Source organism: Actinoplanes oryzae, from assembly GCF_030757795.1.
Taxonomy (GTDB): Bacteria; Actinomycetota; Actinomycetes; order Mycobacteriales; family Micromonosporaceae; genus Actinoplanes.
On sequence record NZ_JAUQWH010000088.1, the window covers coordinates 16,401 to 36,125 of the forward strand.

At 73.0% G+C, this 19,725-nt stretch carries 18 protein-coding genes; 8 read left to right on the plus strand and 10 right to left on the minus strand.

The annotated features are described in order from the left end of the window. Window positions 1-9: 9 nt before the first annotated feature. Both RBH18_RS25815 and RBH18_RS25820 read right to left on the minus strand, forming a co-directional pair. On the minus strand, window positions 10-1,677 hold the full coding sequence (locus RBH18_RS25815; protein ID WP_306212225.1) for a GspE/PulE family protein: 1,668 nt from the start codon (window positions 1,675-1,677) through the stop codon (window positions 10-12). Window positions 1,678-1,748: 71 nt separating this feature from the next. Then, window positions 1,749-2,714: a GlxA family transcriptional regulator gene (locus RBH18_RS25820; protein ID WP_306212226.1), complete on the minus strand. Its 966-nt coding sequence runs from the start codon at window positions 2,712-2,714 to the stop codon at window positions 1,749-1,751. A gap of 19 nt (window positions 2,715-2,733) precedes the next feature. Here RBH18_RS25820 and RBH18_RS25825 point away from each other — a divergent pair, with 19 nt between their 5' ends. After that, complete coding sequence (locus tag RBH18_RS25825) at window positions 2,734-4,092, plus strand: MFS transporter (protein ID WP_372338985.1); 1,359 nt, start codon at window positions 2,734-2,736, stop codon at window positions 4,090-4,092. A 6-nt stretch (window positions 4,093-4,098) separates the two neighbouring features. Here the strand turns inward: RBH18_RS25825 and RBH18_RS25830 are convergent, their stop codons facing one another. After that, window positions 4,099-4,749, minus strand: coding sequence for a hypothetical protein (locus RBH18_RS25830; RefSeq protein WP_306212230.1), 651 nt, complete (start codon window positions 4,747-4,749; stop codon window positions 4,099-4,101). A gap of 342 nt (window positions 4,750-5,091) precedes the next feature. On the opposite strand from RBH18_RS25830, the gene RBH18_RS25835 reads away from it, so the two are divergent. Continuing rightward, window positions 5,092-5,622 carry a snapalysin family zinc-dependent metalloprotease gene (locus RBH18_RS25835; RefSeq protein ID WP_306212232.1) on the plus strand — a complete coding sequence of 177 codons (531 nt, stop codon included), beginning with the start codon at window positions 5,092-5,094 and terminating at the stop codon, window positions 5,620-5,622. Between the two features lie 31 nt (window positions 5,623-5,653). Here RBH18_RS25835 and RBH18_RS25840 read toward each other — a convergent pair whose 3' ends face one another. Further along, on the minus strand, window positions 5,654-5,974 hold the full coding sequence (locus RBH18_RS25840; RefSeq protein WP_306212234.1) for an STAS domain-containing protein: 321 nt from the start codon (window positions 5,972-5,974) through the stop codon (window positions 5,654-5,656). A 381-nt stretch (window positions 5,975-6,355) separates the two neighbouring features. On the opposite strand from RBH18_RS25840, the gene fxsT reads away from it, so the two are divergent. Further along, window positions 6,356-8,779, plus strand: coding sequence for an FxSxx-COOH system tetratricopeptide repeat protein (gene fxsT, locus RBH18_RS25845; RefSeq protein WP_306212236.1), 2,424 nt, complete (start codon window positions 6,356-6,358; stop codon window positions 8,777-8,779). A 4-nt stretch (window positions 8,780-8,783) separates the two neighbouring features. Here fxsT and RBH18_RS25850 read toward each other — a convergent pair whose 3' ends face one another. The 4 genes from RBH18_RS25850 to fxsA form a co-directional block, all read right to left on the minus strand. Then, entirely contained in the window at window positions 8,784-9,416 is a 633-nt protein-coding gene (locus RBH18_RS25850) for an NAD(P)-dependent oxidoreductase (RefSeq protein WP_306212238.1), read from the minus strand. Window positions 9,417-9,499: 83 nt separating this feature from the next. Further along, window positions 9,500-11,176: a putative bifunctional diguanylate cyclase/phosphodiesterase gene (locus RBH18_RS25855; protein WP_306212240.1), complete on the minus strand. Its 1,677-nt coding sequence runs from the start codon at window positions 11,174-11,176 to the stop codon at window positions 9,500-9,502. A 101-nt stretch (window positions 11,177-11,277) separates the two neighbouring features. Further along, window positions 11,278-12,681, minus strand: coding sequence for an aKG-HExxH-type peptide beta-hydroxylase (locus RBH18_RS25860; RefSeq protein ID WP_306212241.1), 1,404 nt, complete (start codon window positions 12,679-12,681; stop codon window positions 11,278-11,280). Next, the gene (gene fxsA, locus RBH18_RS25865; RefSeq protein WP_306212243.1) at window positions 12,678-12,833 is read right to left on the minus strand and encodes an FxSxx-COOH cyclophane-containing RiPP peptide; all 156 of its coding nucleotides are present in this window, start codon (window positions 12,831-12,833) and stop codon (window positions 12,678-12,680) included. Before fxsA ends, RBH18_RS25860 begins: the two co-directional genes overlap by 4 nt. A 235-nt stretch (window positions 12,834-13,068) precedes the next feature. Between fxsA and RBH18_RS25870 the strand changes: the two genes are divergently transcribed. Next, the gene (locus tag RBH18_RS25870) at window positions 13,069-13,269 is read left to right on the plus strand and encodes a hypothetical protein (RefSeq protein WP_306212245.1); all 201 of its coding nucleotides are present in this window, start codon (window positions 13,069-13,071) and stop codon (window positions 13,267-13,269) included. Then, on the plus strand, window positions 13,259-13,654 hold the full coding sequence (locus tag RBH18_RS25875; RefSeq protein WP_306212246.1) for a hypothetical protein: 396 nt from the start codon (window positions 13,259-13,261) through the stop codon (window positions 13,652-13,654). The genes RBH18_RS25870 and RBH18_RS25875 overlap by 11 nt, the downstream gene beginning before the upstream one ends. A 42-nt stretch (window positions 13,655-13,696) precedes the next feature. On the opposite strand, the gene RBH18_RS25880 is transcribed toward RBH18_RS25875, so the two are convergent. Continuing rightward, a complete protein-coding gene (locus RBH18_RS25880; RefSeq protein ID WP_306212249.1) occupies window positions 13,697-13,981 on the minus strand; it encodes a DUF427 domain-containing protein in 285 nt (94 codons plus the stop codon). Between the two features lie 159 nt (window positions 13,982-14,140). On the opposite strand from RBH18_RS25880, the gene RBH18_RS25885 reads away from it, so the two are divergent. Genes RBH18_RS25885 through RBH18_RS25895 form a run of 3 tightly spaced genes read left to right on the plus strand, consistent with a single transcriptional unit; the run spans window position 14,141 to window position 17,321 of the window. Then, a complete protein-coding gene (locus tag RBH18_RS25885) occupies window positions 14,141-14,734 on the plus strand; it encodes a hypothetical protein (protein WP_306212251.1) in 594 nt (197 codons plus the stop codon). Window positions 14,735-14,781: 47 nt separating this feature from the next. Next, on the plus strand, window positions 14,782-15,879 hold the full coding sequence (locus tag RBH18_RS25890; RefSeq protein ID WP_306212253.1) for a hypothetical protein: 1,098 nt from the start codon (window positions 14,782-14,784) through the stop codon (window positions 15,877-15,879). Continuing rightward, window positions 15,876-17,321 (plus strand): hypothetical protein, encoded by a 1,446-nt coding sequence (locus RBH18_RS25895; RefSeq protein ID WP_306212255.1) that lies wholly within the window; start codon window positions 15,876-15,878, stop codon window positions 17,319-17,321. The genes RBH18_RS25890 and RBH18_RS25895 overlap by 4 nt, the downstream gene beginning before the upstream one ends. Here RBH18_RS25895 and RBH18_RS25900 read toward each other — a convergent pair. Further along, a complete protein-coding gene (locus RBH18_RS25900; RefSeq protein WP_306212257.1) occupies window positions 17,298-19,136 on the minus strand; it encodes a GAF domain-containing SpoIIE family protein phosphatase in 1,839 nt (612 codons plus the stop codon). The genes RBH18_RS25895 and RBH18_RS25900 overlap by 24 nt on opposite strands. Window positions 19,137-19,725: the final 589 nt, after the last annotated feature.

Below are 19,725 nucleotides of genomic sequence, written 5' to 3' on the forward strand. Positions count from 1 at the left end.
GGTACGGTTTCAGATCGCGACGCGCATGACCTCGCGCACCGAGGTCAGACCCCCGGCCGCCTTGGCCAGCCCGTCGGCGCGCAGCTCGTACATGCCCTGGGCGAGGGCGACCTCGCGGATCTCGCCCGCCGCGGCCCGGCGGATGGTCAGCGACTCGATCTCCGGGGAGATCGGCATCACCTCGTGCAGCGCGAGCCGGCCCCGATAGCCGGTGTTGGCGCAGTTGCGGCAGCCGACCGGGCGATAGAGGGCCTCGGGCACGGCCAGATCCTGGTACGGCCACCGCGCCCCCTCCAGCTCCTCGGCCGTCGGGGTGTACGCCTCCTTGCACCAGTCGCAGAGGCGCCGCGACAGCCGCTGGGCCAGCACGCAGTCCAGCGACGAGCCGACGAGGAAGGGCTCGATGCCCATCTCGGTGAGCCGGGTGACCGCGCCGGGGGCGTCGTTGGTGTGCAGCGTGGAGAGCACGAGGTGACCGGTGAGGGACGCCTCGACCGCGATCTGGGCGGTGTTGCCGTCCCGGATCTCGCCGATGAGCACGACGTCGGGGTCGGAGCGCAGGATCGCCGGGAGCACGGCGGCGAACGTCAGGCCGGCCTTCGCGTTCACCTGCACCTGGTTGACGCCCCGCAGCCGGTACTCGACCGGGTCCTCGACGGTGATCACGTTGATCTCCGGCTTGCTGATCCGGCCCAGGGTCGCGTACAGGGTGGTGGATTTTCCGGAGCCGGTGGGACCGGTGACCAGGACCATCCCGTGGGGCTTGCTGAACGACTCGGAGAAGCGGGCCAGGTTGTGCGCGGTGAAGCCGAGCTTGGTCATGTCGAGGTCGATGCCGCCGGTATCCAGGACGCGCAGCACGATCTTCTCGCCCCACACGGTGGGCAGCGTGGCGGTCCGCAGGTCGACCGTCCGGTCCCGGATGAGGGCCGTGATGCGCCCGTTCTGCGGGATGCGCCGCTCGGTGATGTCGACGCCCGACATGATCTTCAGGCGCGAGATGAGCGCCGGCATGACGCCCTTGGGCACGGTGTCCAGCTCGTGCATGACGCCGTCGATCCGGTACCGCACCCGCATGTCGTCCTCGGTCGGCTCGAGGTGCAGGTCGGAGGCGCGGTTTTGGACGGCCTGCTCGATGAGGTTGTTGACGTAGCGCACGATCGGCGCGTCGTCGGCCGTGGTCGCCTGCGCGGCCATCGCGGACGTCTCGTCGGCCGCCGCCTCGGCCATGTCGGCGAGATCGCTGTCCTCGCGCTGCAGCCGCTCGATGATCCGGCGGACCTCGCTGCGGGCCACGACCACCGGGCGTACGGACATGCCGGTCGACGCCCGCACGTCGTCGAGCGCCACGACGTCGCCGGGGTCGGTGACGCCGACGATCAGCTCGCCGTCCTGGATCGCCAGCCCGAGCACGCGGTGGCGCAGCACCACGGGCAGCGGGATGCGCTTGAGCGCGGCCGGATCCGGGGTGAAGCTGCCGAGGTCGAGCGTCGTCGTGCCGGCGGCGGCCGCGGCGGCCGAGGTCAGCTGCTCCTCGGTCACGACGTTGTCGTTGATGAGGACCGCCCGGACCGACCGGCCGCTGCGCTGCGCCTCCTCGGCGGCGGCATCCACCGCCACGGGGTCGACGCCGATCTGCTTCAGGGCGTCGAGCAGCGGGCGGAAGCTCTGGTCCATGACATCCTCACGAAACGACTACCAGGGGTTCACCTGTCCCATCGGTCGCTTTCGCCCGGATCTGAGACGCGTCAGCCGTGCCGGAAAGTTCTCCGGTAGGCGGCCGGGGCCACGCCGACGGACTGCTGGAAGTGCTGGCGGAGGGCGGTGGCGCTGCCCAGGCCGGCGCGGCGGGCGACCACGTCCACGGCCAGGTCGGTCGCCTCGAGGAGCTGGCGGGCGTGGTCGATGCGCTGCTGCAGGAGCCACTTGAGCGGGCTCAGGCCGGTCTCCTCGCGGAAGCGGCGGGTGAAGGTGCGCACGCTCATGGTCGCGTGCCCGGCCATCTCCTCCAGGCTCACCGGCTCGGCGAGGCGGTCCAGCGCCCACGCCCGGGTCGCGCCGGTCCCCCCGGTACGCGCGGCGGGCACGGGACGCTCGATGTACTGCGCCTGGCCGCCGTCGCGGAACGGGGGCACCACGCACCGGCGGGCGGCCGTGTTGGCGACGGCGCTGCCGTGGTCGGAGCGCACGACGTGCAGGCACAGATCGATGCCCGCCCCGACGCCCGCCGAGGTCAGGATGTCGCCGTCGTCCACGAACAGGACGTCGAAGTCCCACTTGACCCGCGGATACAGCCTCTTCAGGCGCGGCGCCCAGTCCCAGTGACTGGCGGCGGGCCGGCCGTCGAGGAGTCCCGCGGCGGCGAGGACCGAGGCGCCCGTACAGATGGACAGGATCCTTGCCTCCCGGGCGTGCGCGGCGCGCAGGGCCTCGGCCACCGCGGGGTCGAGGAAGCCGTCGATGAGGGTGCGGTTGCCGTTCACGCCGGCCACGATCACGGTGCCGGCCGTGGCGAGCGCGGTGAGATCGTGATCCGGCGTGATGGTGAACCCGCCGCGCGAGGGCCGGATCGGGCGGCCCGCCACGCCGGCGGTGGTGATCTCGTAGAACGGCGTGTCGTCCGCGGCCCGGGCTGCCCCGAGGACCTGGGCCGGGACGGCGAGGTCGAAGCCGACGACGGCATCCAGGGCCAGCACGGTCACGGCATGCGTCATGGCCCGATTCTTGCGCATCATGGCCTCCCGGCCACTCGTCCGTACGGGCGGGGCTGCGCACAATCAGCAGGTGACCTCACGCCGCCTGCACCCGGCCTGGCTCGTCGCCGCCGTGGCCTTCATCGCCCTCATCGGGGCCGCCGGCTTCCGCGCCACGCCGTCGGTGCTGCTCCAGCCGCTGCACGACGAGTTCGGCTGGTCGCTCGGGACCATCTCCGCCGCCGTCTCCGTCAACCTCCTCCTGTACGGCCTCACCGCCCCGTTCGCCGCGGCGCTCATGGAGAAGCTCGGCATGCGCCGGGTGGTCGCCGCGGCGCTCGTGCTCGTGGCGGCGGGCAGCGGCCTGACCGTCTTCATGGGCCACAGCTGGCAGCTGATCCTCTGCTGGGGCGTCCTGGTCGGCCTGGGCACGGGCTCGATGGCCCTCGGCTTCGTGGCGATCGTGACCGGCCGCTGGTTCGTCAAGCGCCGGGGCCTGGTGACCGGCGTCCTCACCGCGGGCGGCGCCACCGGCCAGCTCGTGTTCCTGCCCCTGCTCGCCCAGCTCAGCGGCGGCCATGGCTGGCGGGTCGCGGCCCTCGTCGTCGCGGCAGCCGCGCTGGCCGTGGTGCCACTGGTGTGGTGGCGCCTGCGGGACCGGCCCGCCGAGCTGAACGCGCTGCCCTACGGCGCCACGGAAGAACCGCCACCGGTGACCGCCGACCCGGGCGGAGCAGCCCGCAACGCGCTGCGGTCGCTGCGGGCCGCCGCCCGGACCCGCCCGTTCTGGCTCCTCGCCGGCGGCTTCGCCATCTGCGGCGCGACCACGAACGGCCTGGTGGGCACGCACTTCATCCCGGCGGCCCACGACCACGGCATGCCCTCCACCACGGCGGCGAGCCTGCTGGCGCTGGTCGGCCTCTTCGACATCGCCGGCACCATCGCCTCCGGCTGGCTCACCGACCGGGTGGACAGCCGGCTGCTGCTGGGCGCGTACTACGGCCTGCGCGGACTGTCGCTGCTGGTCCTGCCGTCCCTCTTCGCGGCCACGGCGCACCCGAGCATGGTCGTCTTCATCCTGTTCTACGGCCTGGACTGGGTCGCCACGGTGCCGCCGACGGTCGCGCTGTGCCGCGAGTACTTCGGCGAGCGCGGCGCCGTGGTCTTCGGCTGGGTCTTCGCATCGCACCAACTGGGGGCTGCGGCTGCTGCCTCCGCCGCCGGGTTGGTCCGGGACCGGCTGGGTGACTACGACACCGCCTGGTACGCGGCGGGAGCGCTGGCGCTGCTCGCCTCGCTGCTGTCCCTGATGCTCCTGGCCGGCCGTCGCGCCACGTCGGAGGGACCGGCCGGCCCGGGCATCGGCCTGGCCTTCCCGGCCCCGGCTGCCCGGTCGTAACGGCTCTCAGAACCTCGGCGGCCGGTCGCCGTCGCACGTGGTTCGCCTCCGGGTGAGCACGGCGGGCACGCGATCCATGGCCATGGCCTCCCTCGTCGCGGTCGCGTCGATGTAGCCCAGCAGCCGGTAGATCTTGCGGTGATCCGCCGCCAGATCCCGGTGATGGATCGGTTCGTGATGCATGATCCGGTTGCGTAGCCGTCGCATGGCTTCGAGGTTGTCGTGCAGATCCCGCCGGCGTCCGCGGTAATGCGGGAAAGCTCGATGCAGGCACGGGACCCAGAAGTGTCTGTCGTACTGGGAGAATCGGTTGTTGCTCAGCAACGAGGTCCAGAATCCGAAGGAGAGCTCGGCAACGACGTCATCGGGCGCCGCCGGGCGGCGGTTCCGTCGTTCGTACTTCTCGCATGCTTCGGAGACCAGGTGCAAGCCGCCGGCCTGCAGCGGGGCGACGATCCACCAGTCGTCGCGGTGATAGTTCGTCCGGAGGGCATCGTGCAAGGCATTGCGGAGCGCTAGTTCGAGGCAGTGCAGGGATCCGTAGAAGGCGCCCGAAACTTCGACGTTCCACCAGTACAAGCGCTCGGCTGCGGCCCTGTCCGAATGGGTGGCCCGAGCGTAGGCGTCCAACCTGGGGGTGGAGAACGTCTTGTCCATCCAGGTTGAGAAAGGTATCTCCACCGCGTTCCTCTCCCTTGATGACGCGTGGGATCTTCTGCTAAAGTCACTCACCGTGAGCCCCGGGTCCGCCTCTGCTTTGCATGCCGCCCGGGGCACGGCTATTTCTGGCACCTGATTGCCAACGTGCTCTACGCCTAGTTGCTTGGCGACTATCGCAGAGACTGTAGCCCCCGCTTGCTCAGGGGGTGAAGCGGGGTCCCGGGCGCGCGACATCACGTGATCATGAGGCGGAAGTCGGTATGCCTGAGTAAATCGATGATCTTCATTGCGACGCTAGCGTGGGGGCATCCCCGTCCCGTTCGTCGAAGGAGATCGTCGATGCTGCTCAGAAGGCTGTCGGCCGCCCTCGTCGCCATCCTCGCGATGGCCGGCCTCCAGGTCGCCACCGCCGGACCCGCCGCCGCGGCGCCCCGGATCCTCTACTACGACGCCAGTCAGGCGCAGGAGTTCGTGGCTGTGGTCAATCAGGGCGCTCAGATCTGGAACAGCCGGGTCGCCAACGTGCGCCTGGAGCCCGTGCCCTCGGGTCGCACCCCCAACATCCGGGTGTACGCCGACAACGGCTGGCCCCGCACGTACACGTCCTCGCTCGGCAACGGCTACTGGTACATGGGCCGGGAAGCGGTCAACGACGGCTACTACCAGCCGCGGATCGCCGCGCACGAGTTCGGGCACATTCTCGGGCTGCCCGACCGTCGCACCGGGCTCTGCGCCGACCTGATGTCCGGCAGCAGCGCGCCCGTGTCCTGCACCAACGCCAACCCGAACGCCACGGAGGCGGCCACGGTCAACAACTCGTTCCGCACCTCGGTCGCCGTCCCCGCGCGGGTCTACACCTTCGCGGGCTGAAGGCCGGCCGGGAGCAGCTCGAGCGGCCTGCTCAGTCCTGGATCGCCACGACTTCGAGCAGGCCGCTCAGCACCAGGATCTGCCGGACGCCGCGGGTCGGCCGGCGCAGCTGGAAGTCCACGCCCTCGTCGCGGGCCCGCTGGAAGCCGAAGATGATCGCGCCCAGCCCGGTGCTGTCGATGAAGGACAGCTCGGCGAGGTCGACCGTCACCGACCGCGGCCGCGTCGCCAGCGCCTCGACCAGCGCGACCCGCACCTGGTCCACGTTGAGCACGTCGACCTCGCCGCGCAAAGTCACGGTGACCGCGTCGCCGGCGGTGCGGTCCAGGCTCGTCACGGGTTCTTCGGTCACCGGGGGCGCCTTCCATGGAGCGACAGAGCTACCAGTTCATTCCACCAACGAGCGAACCTTAAGCCTCGGCACCAACTCCTTGTCGGCCCGTGCCGCCGCGCCGCGCCGCGCCGGTCCGGATCGCGCCGGTTCCGGCCGGATCGCGCCGCCCGCCCGATCGCCGCCAGCCCGGATCCCGCCGGTCGCCCGCCGCAGCAGATGCCGGCCGGGTCGCCCGCCGTAAACCGCCGGGTAGCCCGCTGCGAAAGTGCCGGCCGCGCGACGCCGGGCAGCTCGCCGCCGGGCCCGGCGCGCTGCCGGAACAAGCGCAATCTTCCGCTGTGGCGATGGTTCCACGTACGGTAATCGGGAAGCACCGACACATCAGCTGGGAGGGGCGGCGTGCCGATCCGTGGTGGGCTGCCGCCGCGCAATCCGCGATTCGTCGGGCGTGAGGAGCTCCTCGCGCAGGTCCGGGGCCTGCTCGGCACCGGGCCGGTGGTCCTGTTGCCCGCCGACGACCATCAGCTGGGCGGCACCGGCCGGACCCAGCTGGCCGTCGAGTACGCCTATCGCTACGCGGACACGTACGACCTGGTCTGGTGGATTCCCGCCGAGCAGACCACCGGCATGCGCGCGGCGCTCGTCGGCCTCGCCCAGGAGCTGGGGCTGCCCGAGGCGCGTGACATCAACCGGACGCTGGGCGCGGTCCGTGACGCGTTGAGCCGCGGGGAGCCGTACAGGAACTGGCTCGTGGTCTTCGAGAACGCGAACCGGCCCGAGGACATCAAGCCCTATCTGCCCAGCGGCGCCGGGCACGTGCTGGTCACCTCGCGCAACCCGCGGTGGACGTCGGAGGTCGCGCAGGCGGTGCCGGTCGCGGTGTTCGGGCGTACGGACAGCGTGGACCTGCTCCGCCGCCGCGCGCCCGAGCTGTCCGTGGCGGACGCCGAGCGGCTCGCCGAGCGCCTGGGCGACGTGCCGATGGCGCTCGACCAGGCCGCGGCCGTGCGGGCGGCGACCGGCTGGTCCGTCACCGAGTACCTGCGCCGCTACGACCTGCGCGCCGCCGAGCTGGCGTACCCGACCCCGATCCGGGTGGCCTACGGGCTGGCGGCCGACGCGCTGGCCGTGGCCGGTCCGGCGGCGTACGAGCTGTTGCGGCTGACGGCGTTCCTGGCGAGCGCGCCCGTGTCGTGGGAGCTGCTCTGGGCGGCGCGCGGGCTGGCGTCGGCGGAGCTGGCCCCGACGCTGCGCATCGAGCGGCGGCTGAAGGCGGCGATCCGGCTCATCGGCCGCTACGGGCTGGCCGAGCTCGATCCCTCGGGCGCGAGCCTGGTCGTGCACCCGCTGGTCCGGGGCATGCTCGGGCAGCAGCTGAGTTCGGAGCGGCACGCGGTGCTGCTGCGGACCGTGCGGGCGATGCTGGCGGCGGCGGACCCGGGCGACCCCGACAACCCGGCGCACTGGTCGCGCTATGCCGACATCGTGCCGCACCTCGTGCACTCCGACGCGCTCGGCGGGGACAGCGAGGAGATCCGGCAGCTGGTCATCAACTGCATCCGCTTCCTGTACGCCCGCGGCGACTACGACTCGAGCCGCGACCTGGCCGCGCAGGCGGTCGCCCGGTGGACGGACAGCCTGGGCGAGACCGACGAGCAGACGCTGCTGGTGTCGTTCCACCTCGCGAACGCGCTGCGGGCGGTGGGGCGTACGGCGGATGCCCGGGTCCTGAACGCCCGCACCTTGCGCTCGCAGCGCGAGGTGCTCGGCGACGACGACGAGACGACGCTGGCCACCGCGAACAGCGTGGGCGGCGACCTGCGCATGCAGGGGCACTTCGAGCAGGCCCGGCAGCTCGACGCGGACAACCTGGTGCGCTATCGCCGGCTGTTCGGCGAGGGCTTCCCGACCGCGCTGCGCTGCGCCAACAACCTGGCGGCGGACCTGCGGCTGCTGGGCGACTTCCGGGGCGCCCGCGCGCTGGACGAGCAGGTGTTGCGGCACCGGCAGATCATCTTCGTCGACGGGCACCCGGAGACGCTGTCGTCGCGCGCCGAGCTGGCCTTCGACCTGTACGGCCTGGGCGACTACGCGGGCGCGTCGGCGGTGCTCGCGGAGACCGGGCACTTCGAGGCGCTGGGCCCCGATCACCCGATGGCGCTGTGGGCCGGGCGCTTCGCGGCGATGGCGGCGCGGCGCTCGGGACGCCCGGACGCGCGCCGGCGGGCCACGGAGAATGTCGCGCTCTACCGGCAGAAGTTCGGCGACCTGAGCGTGGAGACGCTGGCGGCGGTGGTGTCGCTGGCCAACTGCGTGCGCGAGGAGGGCGACCTCGACGAGGCGCACCAGCTGCTGGAACGCGCGGTGGCCCGCTATCACGCCGTGCTGGGCGACGAGCACCCGTTCACCCTGGCGGCGGCCGCCGACCTGGCGGGGGTCGCGCGCGCCACCGGACGGTACGCCGAGGCCCGCACGATCGACGCCGAGGCGCTCGGTGGCCTGCGCCGCAGCGTGGGTGGCGACCATCCGTTCACGCTGAGCTGCGCCAACGGGCTCGCCGCGGACCTGGTGGCCCTCGGGGAGGCGCAGCAGGCCCGGGAGGTCGCGCAGGACACGCTGACCCGGTCCCGCCGGACGCGCGGTGTCGATCACCCCGACACGCTGGCGTGCGCCTTCAACGTGGCGCTGGACTCCGGCGACGCGGTGGCGGTCGAGGCCGCGGCGCAGGGGCTGCAGAAGGCGTACGGGGAGGAGCACCCCGTGGTGGCGCGGGCGGCAGCCGGCCTCCGCCTGGAGACGGAGATCGAGCTGCCGCCGCTCTGATCTCCTAGTACGCCACGGACCAGTGCGCGCGCTGGTACTGCGGCTTCTCGATCTCGTCGACGATCGCCTTGGCGAAGTCCGCGCCCGACAGCTCGGACTTGCCCTCCGCGTCGAAGAGCGCGATCTCGCCGCTGGTCCGGTAGGCGCCGGTCGCCTCGCCCGGGGCGTGCGCGCCGTAGGCGGCGGCCGGGCTCACGTAGAACCAGTCGGCGTCGCCGGCGGCCAGGACGTCCTTGACCGCGGCCATCTCCTGGCTCTCGGGCTTGTAGGCAGCCGGGAAGTCGTCGCCCTCGAAGAACAGCGGCGCGCCGGGCGCGGGGCGCAGCGAGCCGAAGCCGCCGACGACGCCGAGCCGGGTGCCGTTCGCCAGCTCCACCAGGCTTCGGTGGATCTCGGGCAGCTTGCCCGCCATGTCTCCGCGCGGGGCGAGGGCCGAGACGATCACGTCGGCGCCCGCGACGATCTGCTGCTGGACGTCCTTGTCGGCAACCGAGGCCTGCACGTACGTGGCACCGGGCACCGGCTCGGCCGGAGCGTGCCGACTGTAGGCAGTGACCTCGTGGCCGCGCGCCACGGCCTCGCGGACAATCGCGGAGCCGGTGTAGCCGGTGCCGCCCAGGACGGTGAGGCGAGTCATGTCTTCTCCTTCGTTACTTGTCGCTTCAACCGTAGAAGAAGCGACCGGGCCGGGGAAGGAGGCACCTTCGAGTAAGTCACCTTTTAGCTGGACAAAGCGGACTGGCGGGTCAGCAGCTCGGTCAGCTCGCCGGCCGGCATGGGCTTGGCGAAGTGGTAGCCCTGGGCCTGCGCGCAGTCCAGCTCGCGCAGCCGCGACGCGGTCGACGCGTCCTCGACGCCCTCGGCGACCGGGGCGAGGTTGAAGGTGCGGGCGATCTGGAGCACGGCCTCGGCCACCGAGGCGCCCGCGTTCTCCTGCATGGCCTGCACGAACGACTTGTCGATCTTGACCACGTCCACCGGCAGCGCGCCGAGGTGGCTCAGCGACGAGAAGCCGGTGCCGAAGTCGTCCAATGCGATGCGGACGCCGAGGGTCTTGAGCGCGCCGAGGATGCGCGCCGACTCGGCCGTGTCCACCAGGGCGACCGACTCGGTCAGCTCCAGCACCAGCAGCTCCGGGGGCAGCCCGGTGCGGGCCAGCACGCCGCGCACCTCCTCGACCAGGTCGGGGTTGCCGAGCTGGCTCGCCGAGAGGTTGACGTTGAGCTCGAAGCCGGGCTCCTGGCGCTGCCAGATCGCGGCCTGCCGGCACGCCTCCTCGAGCACCCAGCCGCCGAGGCGGGACAGCAGGCCCATCGACTCGGCCAGGTCCAGGAAGGCGGCCGGGGGAAGCAGCCCGCGCTCGGGGTGACGCCAGCGGACCAGGGCCTCGACGCCGACCGTACGCTCGCCGTTGAGGTGCACGATCGGCTGGTAGTGCACCTCGAACTCGTGCTCGTCGAGGGCCCGGCGCAGGTCCGCCTCGTCGCGCCGGCGGGCCTCGGCCTCGGCGAACTTGGCCGGGTCGAAGCGCCGGGCGACCCCCTTGCCCTCGGCCTTGGCCTGGTAGAGCGCCTGGTCGGCCTCGCGCAGCAGGTCGTCGAGGAGCATGCCGCTGCCCCGGGTGATCGCGATGCCGGCGCTGGCCGGGATCGTCAGCACGATGTCGCCGACCGTCAGCGGCTGGGTCAGGTCGCGCAGGATCCGGTTCGCCACGGTGTCCGCGATCTGGTCGTCGGCCAGCCGGGGCAGCAGCACCGTGAACTCGTCGCCGCCGAGGCGGGAGACGGTGTCGTTGGCGCGCACGGCGGCGCTCATCCGGGTGGCTGCGGTGCGCAGGAGCTCGTCGCCGACCGCGTGCCCGTACGTGTCGTTGATCTCCTTGAACCCGTCCAGGTCGAACAGGATCACGGCGGTCATCGTGTCGTCGGCGTCCGCGAGGGCGTCCGTGGCGTGGTCCAGGAAGAGCTTGCGGTTGCCGACCTCGGTCAGCGGGTCGCGGAACGCCTGCCGGGCGAGCTGGGCCCGCTGCCGGGTCAGGTCCCGGACGAGGTGCTCGTTGGTGCGCGAGCCGAGGAACTGGCGGACCAGCACGATCGCGGCGATGGCCACGGTGAGCGCGGTCAGCTGCCGGCTGATCATGCCGGCGCTGCCCAGCCAGTAGCCGGCCATGACCACGGCCGCGGCGACCGGCGCGTAGCGGACCAGCGGCCAGCGCTGTCCCAGCACGATGACGCCGATGCCGAGCAGCACCACGGTCGCGCCGCCGAGGAACACCTGGCGGCTGCCGGCGTCGCCGTCGAACATCGCCGGCCAGGCGAGCAGCAGCAGGGACGTGAAGATCAGGACGTCGTCGACACCGCGACGGATCGCGTTCATGACCTTGGCACTCCGGCCCATGACTCCACCTCCCACGGGCGGCTTGATCGGCCCGGGCGGTGGGGACATGAGGCTTCCCCTGGGGTCTTGAGCTGCGCTTGCTCTTTCGGTCGGACGGGTGGTCAGGAGAGCCAGCGCAGCAGCTCCAGGGGGTCGGCCGCGCCGGCGAGTGCGGTGTGCGTGGCGGCGGCGAGCTCGGGTGCCGAGGTCAGGCCGGTGACCAGCGCCAGGCCGCAGAAATCCGCCATTTCCCGGTACGCCCGGAGCGCCGCCGGCTCGTCCCCGAGCACGTACGCGCCGTCGCCGCTCGTCGCGTCCACCGGCTCGTGGCGCAGCAGCCGGTGCGCGAGGTCCAGCCGGGCGCTCGCCTCCAGGGCCCGCCGGGGCGCCGGGACCAGCTGCGACGTCACGGGCGGCGGCTGCGCCCCGGCGCGCCACGCCTCGGCCAGCGCCGCCGCGTCCGCCGGGGCGACCGCCCGGTTGCGCAGGTGCCAGCGAAGCCGGTGATCGGTGTTCGCGCCCTCGGCGAGGCGCCGGATCGCCGGGTCGACGGGCTCGCTCAGCCACGGGCGCACCTCGTCGAGCAGCGCGCCGACGAAGCGGGCACCCGCGGGGGTGAGATCGTGCAGACCTGCGGCGGCCGTGGCGACCGCCGAACGCCAGCGCGCGAACTCGAACGCCGCGAGCGGATCGCCGCCCCGGGCCGCCTGGGCCCGGCGGAAGCGGGTGACGGTGAGGTAGGCGTACGCGCCGTGCAGGATGCCCGACGCCGGCCGGGGGTCGTCGCGCCAGGGGGACCAGCCGCGCTCCCCGGGGTGCTCGAGCAGGTCGAAGAGGTAGAGCACGGCGTTGAGGAGGCTGTGCTGCGTCTCGTGCAGCAGCCCGGCGGCCAGCGCGTCGGCGTCGGCGGGCTCGGAGATCGCCACGGCCCCGAAGGCGTCCGCCGAGGTCGCGCTGATGCCCCGCGCGGCCGGGTCGGGCAGCACGGGCACGACGCAGGACAGGACGCCGGCGAGCACCTCGGCATCCGGCCGTGCCAGCGTCACGAGCAGCCGCCACGCCTCGGTGAAGGTCTCCTGCCAGCGGCGGGTCGCGGCGGCGCCGAGCGGGGGTGCGGGCGGCAGGCCGAGTCCGGCCCGCAGCGGGTCCCGGTCCTCCAGGGGTACGGCCACCGCGAGCCCGTCGTGTTCCGCCCGCAACACGATCGGCGTGTGCCCCGCGGGCTCCTTGAGGTAGGCGATGCCGGCTGCCTCGGGGCTGTCCCCGCCGCGCAGGGCGGTCAGGCAGCGGGTGGCCCACACACCGAACAGCGGCCGGGAGATCCACCGGCGTGTCGCGGCGGGGTCGGCGCGTTCCGCCTCGGTCAGCGCCCGGAAGGGCTCGGGGCCGACGATCGCCGCGATTTCCCGCAGCAGCAGCAGGTGCCGGCTCAGCTGGGAACGCCGCAGCTCAGCGATGGTCTCGCGACTCGGGCGGCCGGCGCCGAGCTCCGCCAGAGCGGCGTCGGTGAGCCGGTGCGGCTTCACAGCGCGGAGTTGAAGCCGGCGATCGGCTCGCCCGGGTGGTCGAGTCCGTCGGCGAGCCGCCGCAGGCAGTGCCCGAGGGCGGTGTCGGCGGCGGGTGTGTCCCGGGCGGCCTCCACCAGCTCGGCCAGTGACAGCTCGGAGACATCGATCATCGCGGAGCGCCACTCCGTGGTTTGCTCGGCCCCGTTCACCCTGGGCTACCTCCGTCGGTGAGAGTTGATCGTTGCCATGAAGCAACCATCGTCCCTCTCGATGTATTGCCGCCACATTACGGCGGTAGGCGAGTCGGGTGAGTTCCGGGCGTGTTCCTGGGTGGGGTCGCCCCGGTGGGCTCGGCGTGATCTCATAGGACGCCAACACGACGAAGTCGGCAACGGAGGACAAACTGTGCTCAGCCGAGACGGCAAGACGGGAGAGCAGGTGCAGGACCACCCGGAGGAGCCGGACGCCGAGACGGGCGCCGCCACCCCACCCGAGGCGCCGGTCATGCCGGCCCCGCCGTTCCCCGCGTTCTCGAGCGTGCCGACGTTGCCGCAGCAGATGCCGGGTGTGGGCTTCGAGAGCGGACGCGACAGCCGTGCCCGCTGAGGACGCCCGGCCCCAGCTGCCGCGCCGGGGCCCCGCGCCGCCGGTCGAGCAGATGGACAACGCCGAGCTGGCGCGGATGGTGGAGTCGGAGCACGCGTACCGGGGGAAGGCGCTCTTCGAGCTCTCGGACCGGGCGCCGCACGACGACGACGCGGCCACCAAGGTGGCGATGCTCAGCCGGCTGACCTCGCTGCGGGAGGCGCGGCTCTTCGACCCGGTCTCGCTGGCCTGGTCGGCAATCATCTCCCTGCTGGCGGCCGAGACGCCGCACGCCCGCGACTGCGCCTACGAGGCCTTCGGCGCCCTCGAGCCGCCGGAGCAGCGGGACTTCCTGGAATATCTGCAGGTGAACAGCATTCAGGAGGCTCACCCGCGGGTGGGCTGACCGGGGCGCCGGCACGGGACCACCCGTGCCGGCGCCTGCTTGTCAGGCCTCGACTTTGACGTCTTTCCAGAAGGCGACGCGGTCCTTGACGGCGGCGGCATCGGGCTTCGGGTCGGGGTAGTACCAGACGGCGTCCTCGCTGACGTGTCCCGCGGACTCGAGCGTGTAGTAGGAGGCCTTGCCTTTCCACAGGCAGACGGTGTGCGTGTCCGACGGGCGGAGCACGTCCTCGCGCACGGAGGCGCGCGGGAAGTACATGTTGCCCTCGAGGATCACGGTGTCGTCGCTCTCCGCGATGATCTCGTCGTTCCAGATGGCCTTCGGCATACCCCGAACGTAGCGCGCGACCCGGCCGCCGTCCGATATGCGGGGTTTTTTCGCCTCCCGTGGGTGAAACGTCGTCTGCCGTCCCGGGCATTGCCCACGGCGTGTATGAGGATCTAAGGTCGATCCGCCCCAGAGACCGAATCTGTGAAGCAGGCCACAATGAGCACTCTCAGCATGCTGCCCGGGACGCGTGAGCAGGCCCGTCACGCCCTCGTGCTGCTCGGCGCCCCGGCCACGGCCCGCATGGTCGTGGACGTGCACGCCGCCCTTTTCGACGGGGACGTCTCCGTGCCGGATCTGGCCGAGCTGCTCCGCGACGAGGAACGCCGCTTCGATCCGGACACCCTGGCGGCGTACCGGCTGGTGCCGGCCCTGCACCACGACCTGTCGGCGGCCCGGGGCCTGGTCACCCTCTCGGGCTGGCCGGTGGCCCGCCGCCTGGTGTCGCCCGCCGCGGCGCGCGCGAACGCCCTGGCCGCGGTGATCCGCATCGCCGAGTTCATCGTGATCCGCGCGAGCGCGAGTGCCGCCGCGATGGACCTGCTCCGCCGGCTCGCCGAGAGCGTCCCGGGCGGCGCCGAGGCGTTCCTCGTGCACGACCCGCGGGCCCTCGCCGACGCGGCCCGCGCGGCGCTGGCCGAGCTCACGCCCGAGCCGGTGCCGGACGCGCTGGTGGCCCGCTGGGAGCTGCTTGACGAGCGGCAGCGCCTCTTCGGCGTGATGAGCCTGCCCCACCAGCGGGACCGCGGGTGACGCCGGCGCCCCACCAGCGCACCTCCGCCGCCACCGCTCCTCGCGGGATGACGCCTCCCGGTCGGAAGGCCCCGGACGATGCCGTCCTCGACCGGCTGCGCGGCGACACGCCGGCCAAGCGGCACAACGCCCGCACGATCGCGGCGCTGACCGGCAACCCCGGATGTACGCGCCGGGCGGTGCTCGACGCGGCTGGCGTCGACAAGCCCCGGCTCGCCCAGACGATCGGCTTCCCGGCGCCCTTCGGGCAGTCGCGCTTCGCGCTGGCCCGGGGCAACGCGTTCGAGGCGATGCTCAAGGACGACGGCGGCAAGCTCCTGCTCGAGGTGCTCCGCGAGGTCCTCGACCTGGACGTCCCCGAGGTCGGCTACGACGACCTGGGCGAGGACGCCGACGACACGCTGAGCGCGCGCCACGCCCGTACGCGGGAGCTCTTCGGCCGGTCGGACGTGTCCTCGGCGTTCGTCGACCACCCGCTGCTCACGCTGGACGTGGCCGGACAGCGGGTGTTCCTGGAGCCGGACCTGGTCGCGTTCCAGGTGGAGGGGCGGCTGCACGTCGTCGAGATCAAGTCGTTCGCGATCGTCGACGGCCAGGCCGACAGCGCCAAGGTCTCGGCCGCCGCGGTCCAGGCCGCCGTCTACGTCCTCGCCCTCCGGCGGCTCCTCGCGGCCCTCGGCCACGACCCCGCCCTGGTCAGCCACGACGTCGTGCTGGTCTGCCCGCGCGACTTCTCGCTGTCGCCGATGGCCGTGGTGATCGACGTCCGCAAGCAGCTCGCCACGCTGCAGCGCCAGCTCACCCGGCTCGCCTCGGTCGGCGACCTCGCGGCGCAGCTGCCGCCGGAGGTCAGCTTCGACGTGACGCTGCCGCCCGCCGAGCTGCTCGCGTCGCTCGACCGGGTGGAAGCCCGCTACGCGCCGGAGTGCCTCTCGGCCTGCGAGCTGGCGGTCTACTGCCGGCACGAGGCCGCGGGATCCACGGCCGCCCTCGGCCGCCCGGTGCGCGACGCGCTCGGCGGGGTCGAGACCGTGGCCGAGGCGCTGGCCTTGGCGGCGGGCACCCGGGAGCCCACGCCCGAGCAGGCGGAGGCGGCCACACTGCTGCAGGCGGCGGCCCGATTGCGTGCTGAAATCGTGTCGTGAGCACGTTGACGGCACTGGCCCGGGCCCAGGCATTCGCGGAGGGCCGGGCGCAGCCGCTGGCGACCGTCCGCCACTTGCACCTGCACGAGCGGCCGCTGGTGCTCATCCCGTACACGATGGCGGGGGAGCCCAACGCCCCGCTCGCCGCGATGGTGGGCACCGAGCGCGACCACCCGCGGGTGCTGGTCGTGGCGCAGCCGCGGAACCGCGACGACCGGTTCGCCTTCGCGGCCGAGCTGGCGGAGGTGTTGCTGCCGTACCTGGGGTCGTTCACCGCGGAGACCGAGGCCGTGGCCGTCGACCGGGGGCGTGACGTGCGCTACCGGTACACCGACGCGCCCCAGCTCTGGGTGCCGAATCCCGGGGGTGTCGACTTCCTGCGGCTGTTCGGGCGGTCGACGCGGTTCCGGTCCACCGAGGGCGAGTACGCGGTCCCGCCCACGGTGCCGTTGCTCGGGCGGTGGCTGACGTTCTTCGGCAACGCGGCGGAGGTGGCCGGGTCGTCGCTGCTGCTGACGGCCGTACAGGCGCTGTCGTCGCACTGGGCGACCGGGCAGAGCAGCGCCGAGGACGCCCAGCTGGCAGCCCTGATGGGGTGGCTCGACCCGGGACCGGGCCGGACCGTCTTCGAGGCGGCCGCGGCGGCCGAGGACCCCGCCGTCACCCCGCCGGCGGGACCGGCCACCGACCCCGGCTTCGACAACGACGTGCTCGCGCCGCTGCTCTCGGTCGCCGAGCCGGACGTCCCGAAGCTGCGCGAGGTGCTCCACGAGCAGCTGCTGCCGACCTGGCACCTGATGTGGCGCGCCCGCGACCTGCTGGCCCGGCTCCCGGTGGCCGGCCGGGTGGCGGGCCGCTGGGACGGCGACCGCGACGCCTTCTCCGCCTTCTGGCAACACGTCGCGGAGGGTGGCGCACCGCAACCCCGGCGCGACGGCGCGGTGGCGGCGGCGGCCCGGCTCAGCCGCCTCGAGAACGCCGCCGCCCGGTACGCGGTGCAACGCGCGTTCGACGATCCGCTGATCATGGCGGAGTACCGGCTGATGGGCGCGGCGTTCGCGGGCGAGGTCACGCTGGTCAAGGCGGACCGCATCGACGACACCGGGCGGCGGCCGGTGCTGCGCCCGCGGATCATGGTGCGGACCACGGAGACCGTACGGGTGGAGCCCGGCGCCGTGCTGTCGTCTCCCGCGCGGCCCGCGCAGAAGGCGACAGTGATCTCCGTTCAGCCGTCTGGGGACGCCGTCGACGTGGTCCTCGAACTGTCGGGCGGCATGGGGCGGAAGCTGGTGGCCGAGCCGGGCAGCGTGCCGGTCGTGGGGGAGCGCCTGCTGCTCACCACGTTGAGCGAGGCCTACCGGCCCGGAGGCGCCTTCCCCGAGCCCGAGCAGACGCCCTGGACCCACGGCGGCCCGCCGTCAACCGAACCGGACGAGCAATAGCGCCGTGTCGTCGGTGTGCCGCCCGGTGCCGGACATCAGCAGCTCGCACAGCTCGTCGCCGGGCAGCCCCGCATGCTTCGCCAGGCTGAGCCGGACCCGGGCGATGCCCTCGTCGAGGATCTCCTCCGGACGCTCGACGAGCCCGTCCGTGTAGAGCACCAGCGTCGACCCGGACGGCACCCGCCGCCGATGGGTCGTGCGCACGGTCCGGGGCAGGAGCCCGAGCAGCGGCTCCGGTGTCTCCCACCACACCTCGACCCGCCCGTCCGGGTGCACCAGCATGGGCGGCGGGTGACCCGCGTTGGCGAACGCGACGTCGTACCCGTCTCCGGCCCGCCGCACCCGGGCCAGGACAGCGGTCGCCGCCGTCGGCAAGGCGAGCCCGTGCACGGCCCGATCCAGCTGCCCGAGCAGCGGCCCCGGGTCGTCGTCCCGCCCGTACGCGTCCCCGCGCACCAGGTTCCGCAACTGCCCCATGGACGCCGCGGCCTCGATGTCGTGCCCCGAGACGTCCCCGACGGCGAGCATCAACGAGCCGTCGGGCTGGGCAAAGGCGTCGTACCAGTCCCCGCCGACCGCCGCGCCGTCCTGGGCCGGCAGGTAACGGGCGTGCAGATCGAAGCCGGGGATCGAGGGGAGTGCCGGCAACATGCTGTGCTGGAGGACCTCGGCGACGTGGCGCTGCTGGGCGTACAGGCGGCTGTTGTCGATCGCCAGCCCGGCCCGCCGCGCGATGTCGACCGCGGTGCGCTCGTCCGCCTCGCTGAACTCCGGCCGCCCGGGACCGTTGACCAGCGACAGCGACCCGAGCACCTCCTGCGTGACGGGGGCGGTGACCGGCACGATGACGTACGACGCGGAGCCCAGCCGCTCCGCTATCTCCACCAGCTCCGGATCGCCGACCCGGGCCAGCATCGCCTCCCGCGAGTCACCGCTGCGCCGCACGGGCTGCCCGAGCCGATGCGTCACCGGCACCATCGACCGCGGCGTCAGCCCGGTGAGCAGCAGCTCGGCGTAGCGCTCCATGTCCGCCGCCCGCTCCGGATCCCGGTGCACCGCGGCGGCGTGCCGGACCTCACCATCCTTGGTCGCGAGCGTGACCAGGCACCAGTCGGCCAGCCGCGGCACGACACCGGCGGCGAGCTTCCGCATCCCCGCGCCGTCGTCGAACGTGGTGGCGAAGGTCTCGGTCAGCTCGGCGAGCATGGCCAGCTGCTCGTGCGCCGTCTCCGCCTCTGTCTGGGCGGCTTCCGCCTGGGCTCGTGCGGATTCGGCGTGCTGCCGTGCTTCGTCGGCCTGGGCGCGGGCGATGCGCAGGCGCAGCTCGGACGTGCACGCCTCGGCCAGATCGGTCAGAATCGCCAGCTCATCGGCGGTCCAGGCGCGCGGCTCGGTGTCGATGGCGCACAGCGAGCCCAACGTGCGGCCCTCGGCGTCGTTGAGCGGCACCCCGGCATAGGCCACCACACCCAGATCCGGGATCGCCAGATTGTCCCGCACCTGCGCGTAGATCCGGGCGTCCGGGAAGACCTTGGCCACGCCCTCCGTGACCACGTGCCGGCAGAAGGAGTGGGAGAGCGGGGTCTCGCGCTTCCCGGCCCAGGGCTCGGCCAGCCCGGCCTCGCCGGGAAAATACTGCCGGTGGTCGTCGACCAGGGACACCAGAGCCACGGGTACGCCGAGCATCCGCTGCACGAGCGACGCGAACCTGTCGAAAGCGGGATCCGGCGCCGCCTCGGCACCCACCTGCCGGAGGGACCGCAGCCGGGCGGGGTCGTCGAGCCGCTCGCGCTCCTGCCACCCGTCCTCGGCCATGCCCCTCCGCCCTCCCCGAATCCGTGGAGCCAGGCTACCCGCGCGACGACCAGCCCAATCTCGGGACGCGTGGGCGGCTCGCAATCATGCCCGACCGCGCGGGCCGCTGCGTGATCCCGCACACCCCCGCCGTTGCCCCTGTTCCGGCGCGTCGCTGCTGGACCCCGGGCCGGCTCTCCTTTTCCTCCGCGCGTGCCTCCGCGCGTGCCTCCGCGCGTGCGAAGCGGCGTGCCGGGTGGCGCCGAGCCGGGCCCATTCGCTCCACGCCGGCGGCGGTGTTGGGCAGCCGACCGTTCCAAGGGCTGGCCGAAGGGCGGCTTCGGTGACCGCCCGACGCCCGGCCGGTGGACGCTCGCGGGCGTGGCCGACGGTTCGCCGCTGGCCTCCCGTGGCGCGGATGCGGTGGTAGGCCAGGCACGGGGTGGCCGTAAACGGATTCAAAGGGCGAGGGTGTCGGCGGTGAGCCAGCCGTGGGGGTGCGGTTGTCAGGGTGGGGCAGGGCGTGGGGTGTCGGGGTGGGTCAGGGGTGTGGGGGTGGGTCAGGGCGTGGGATGTCGGGGTGCGTCAGGGGTGCGGGTGCGGGTGCGGG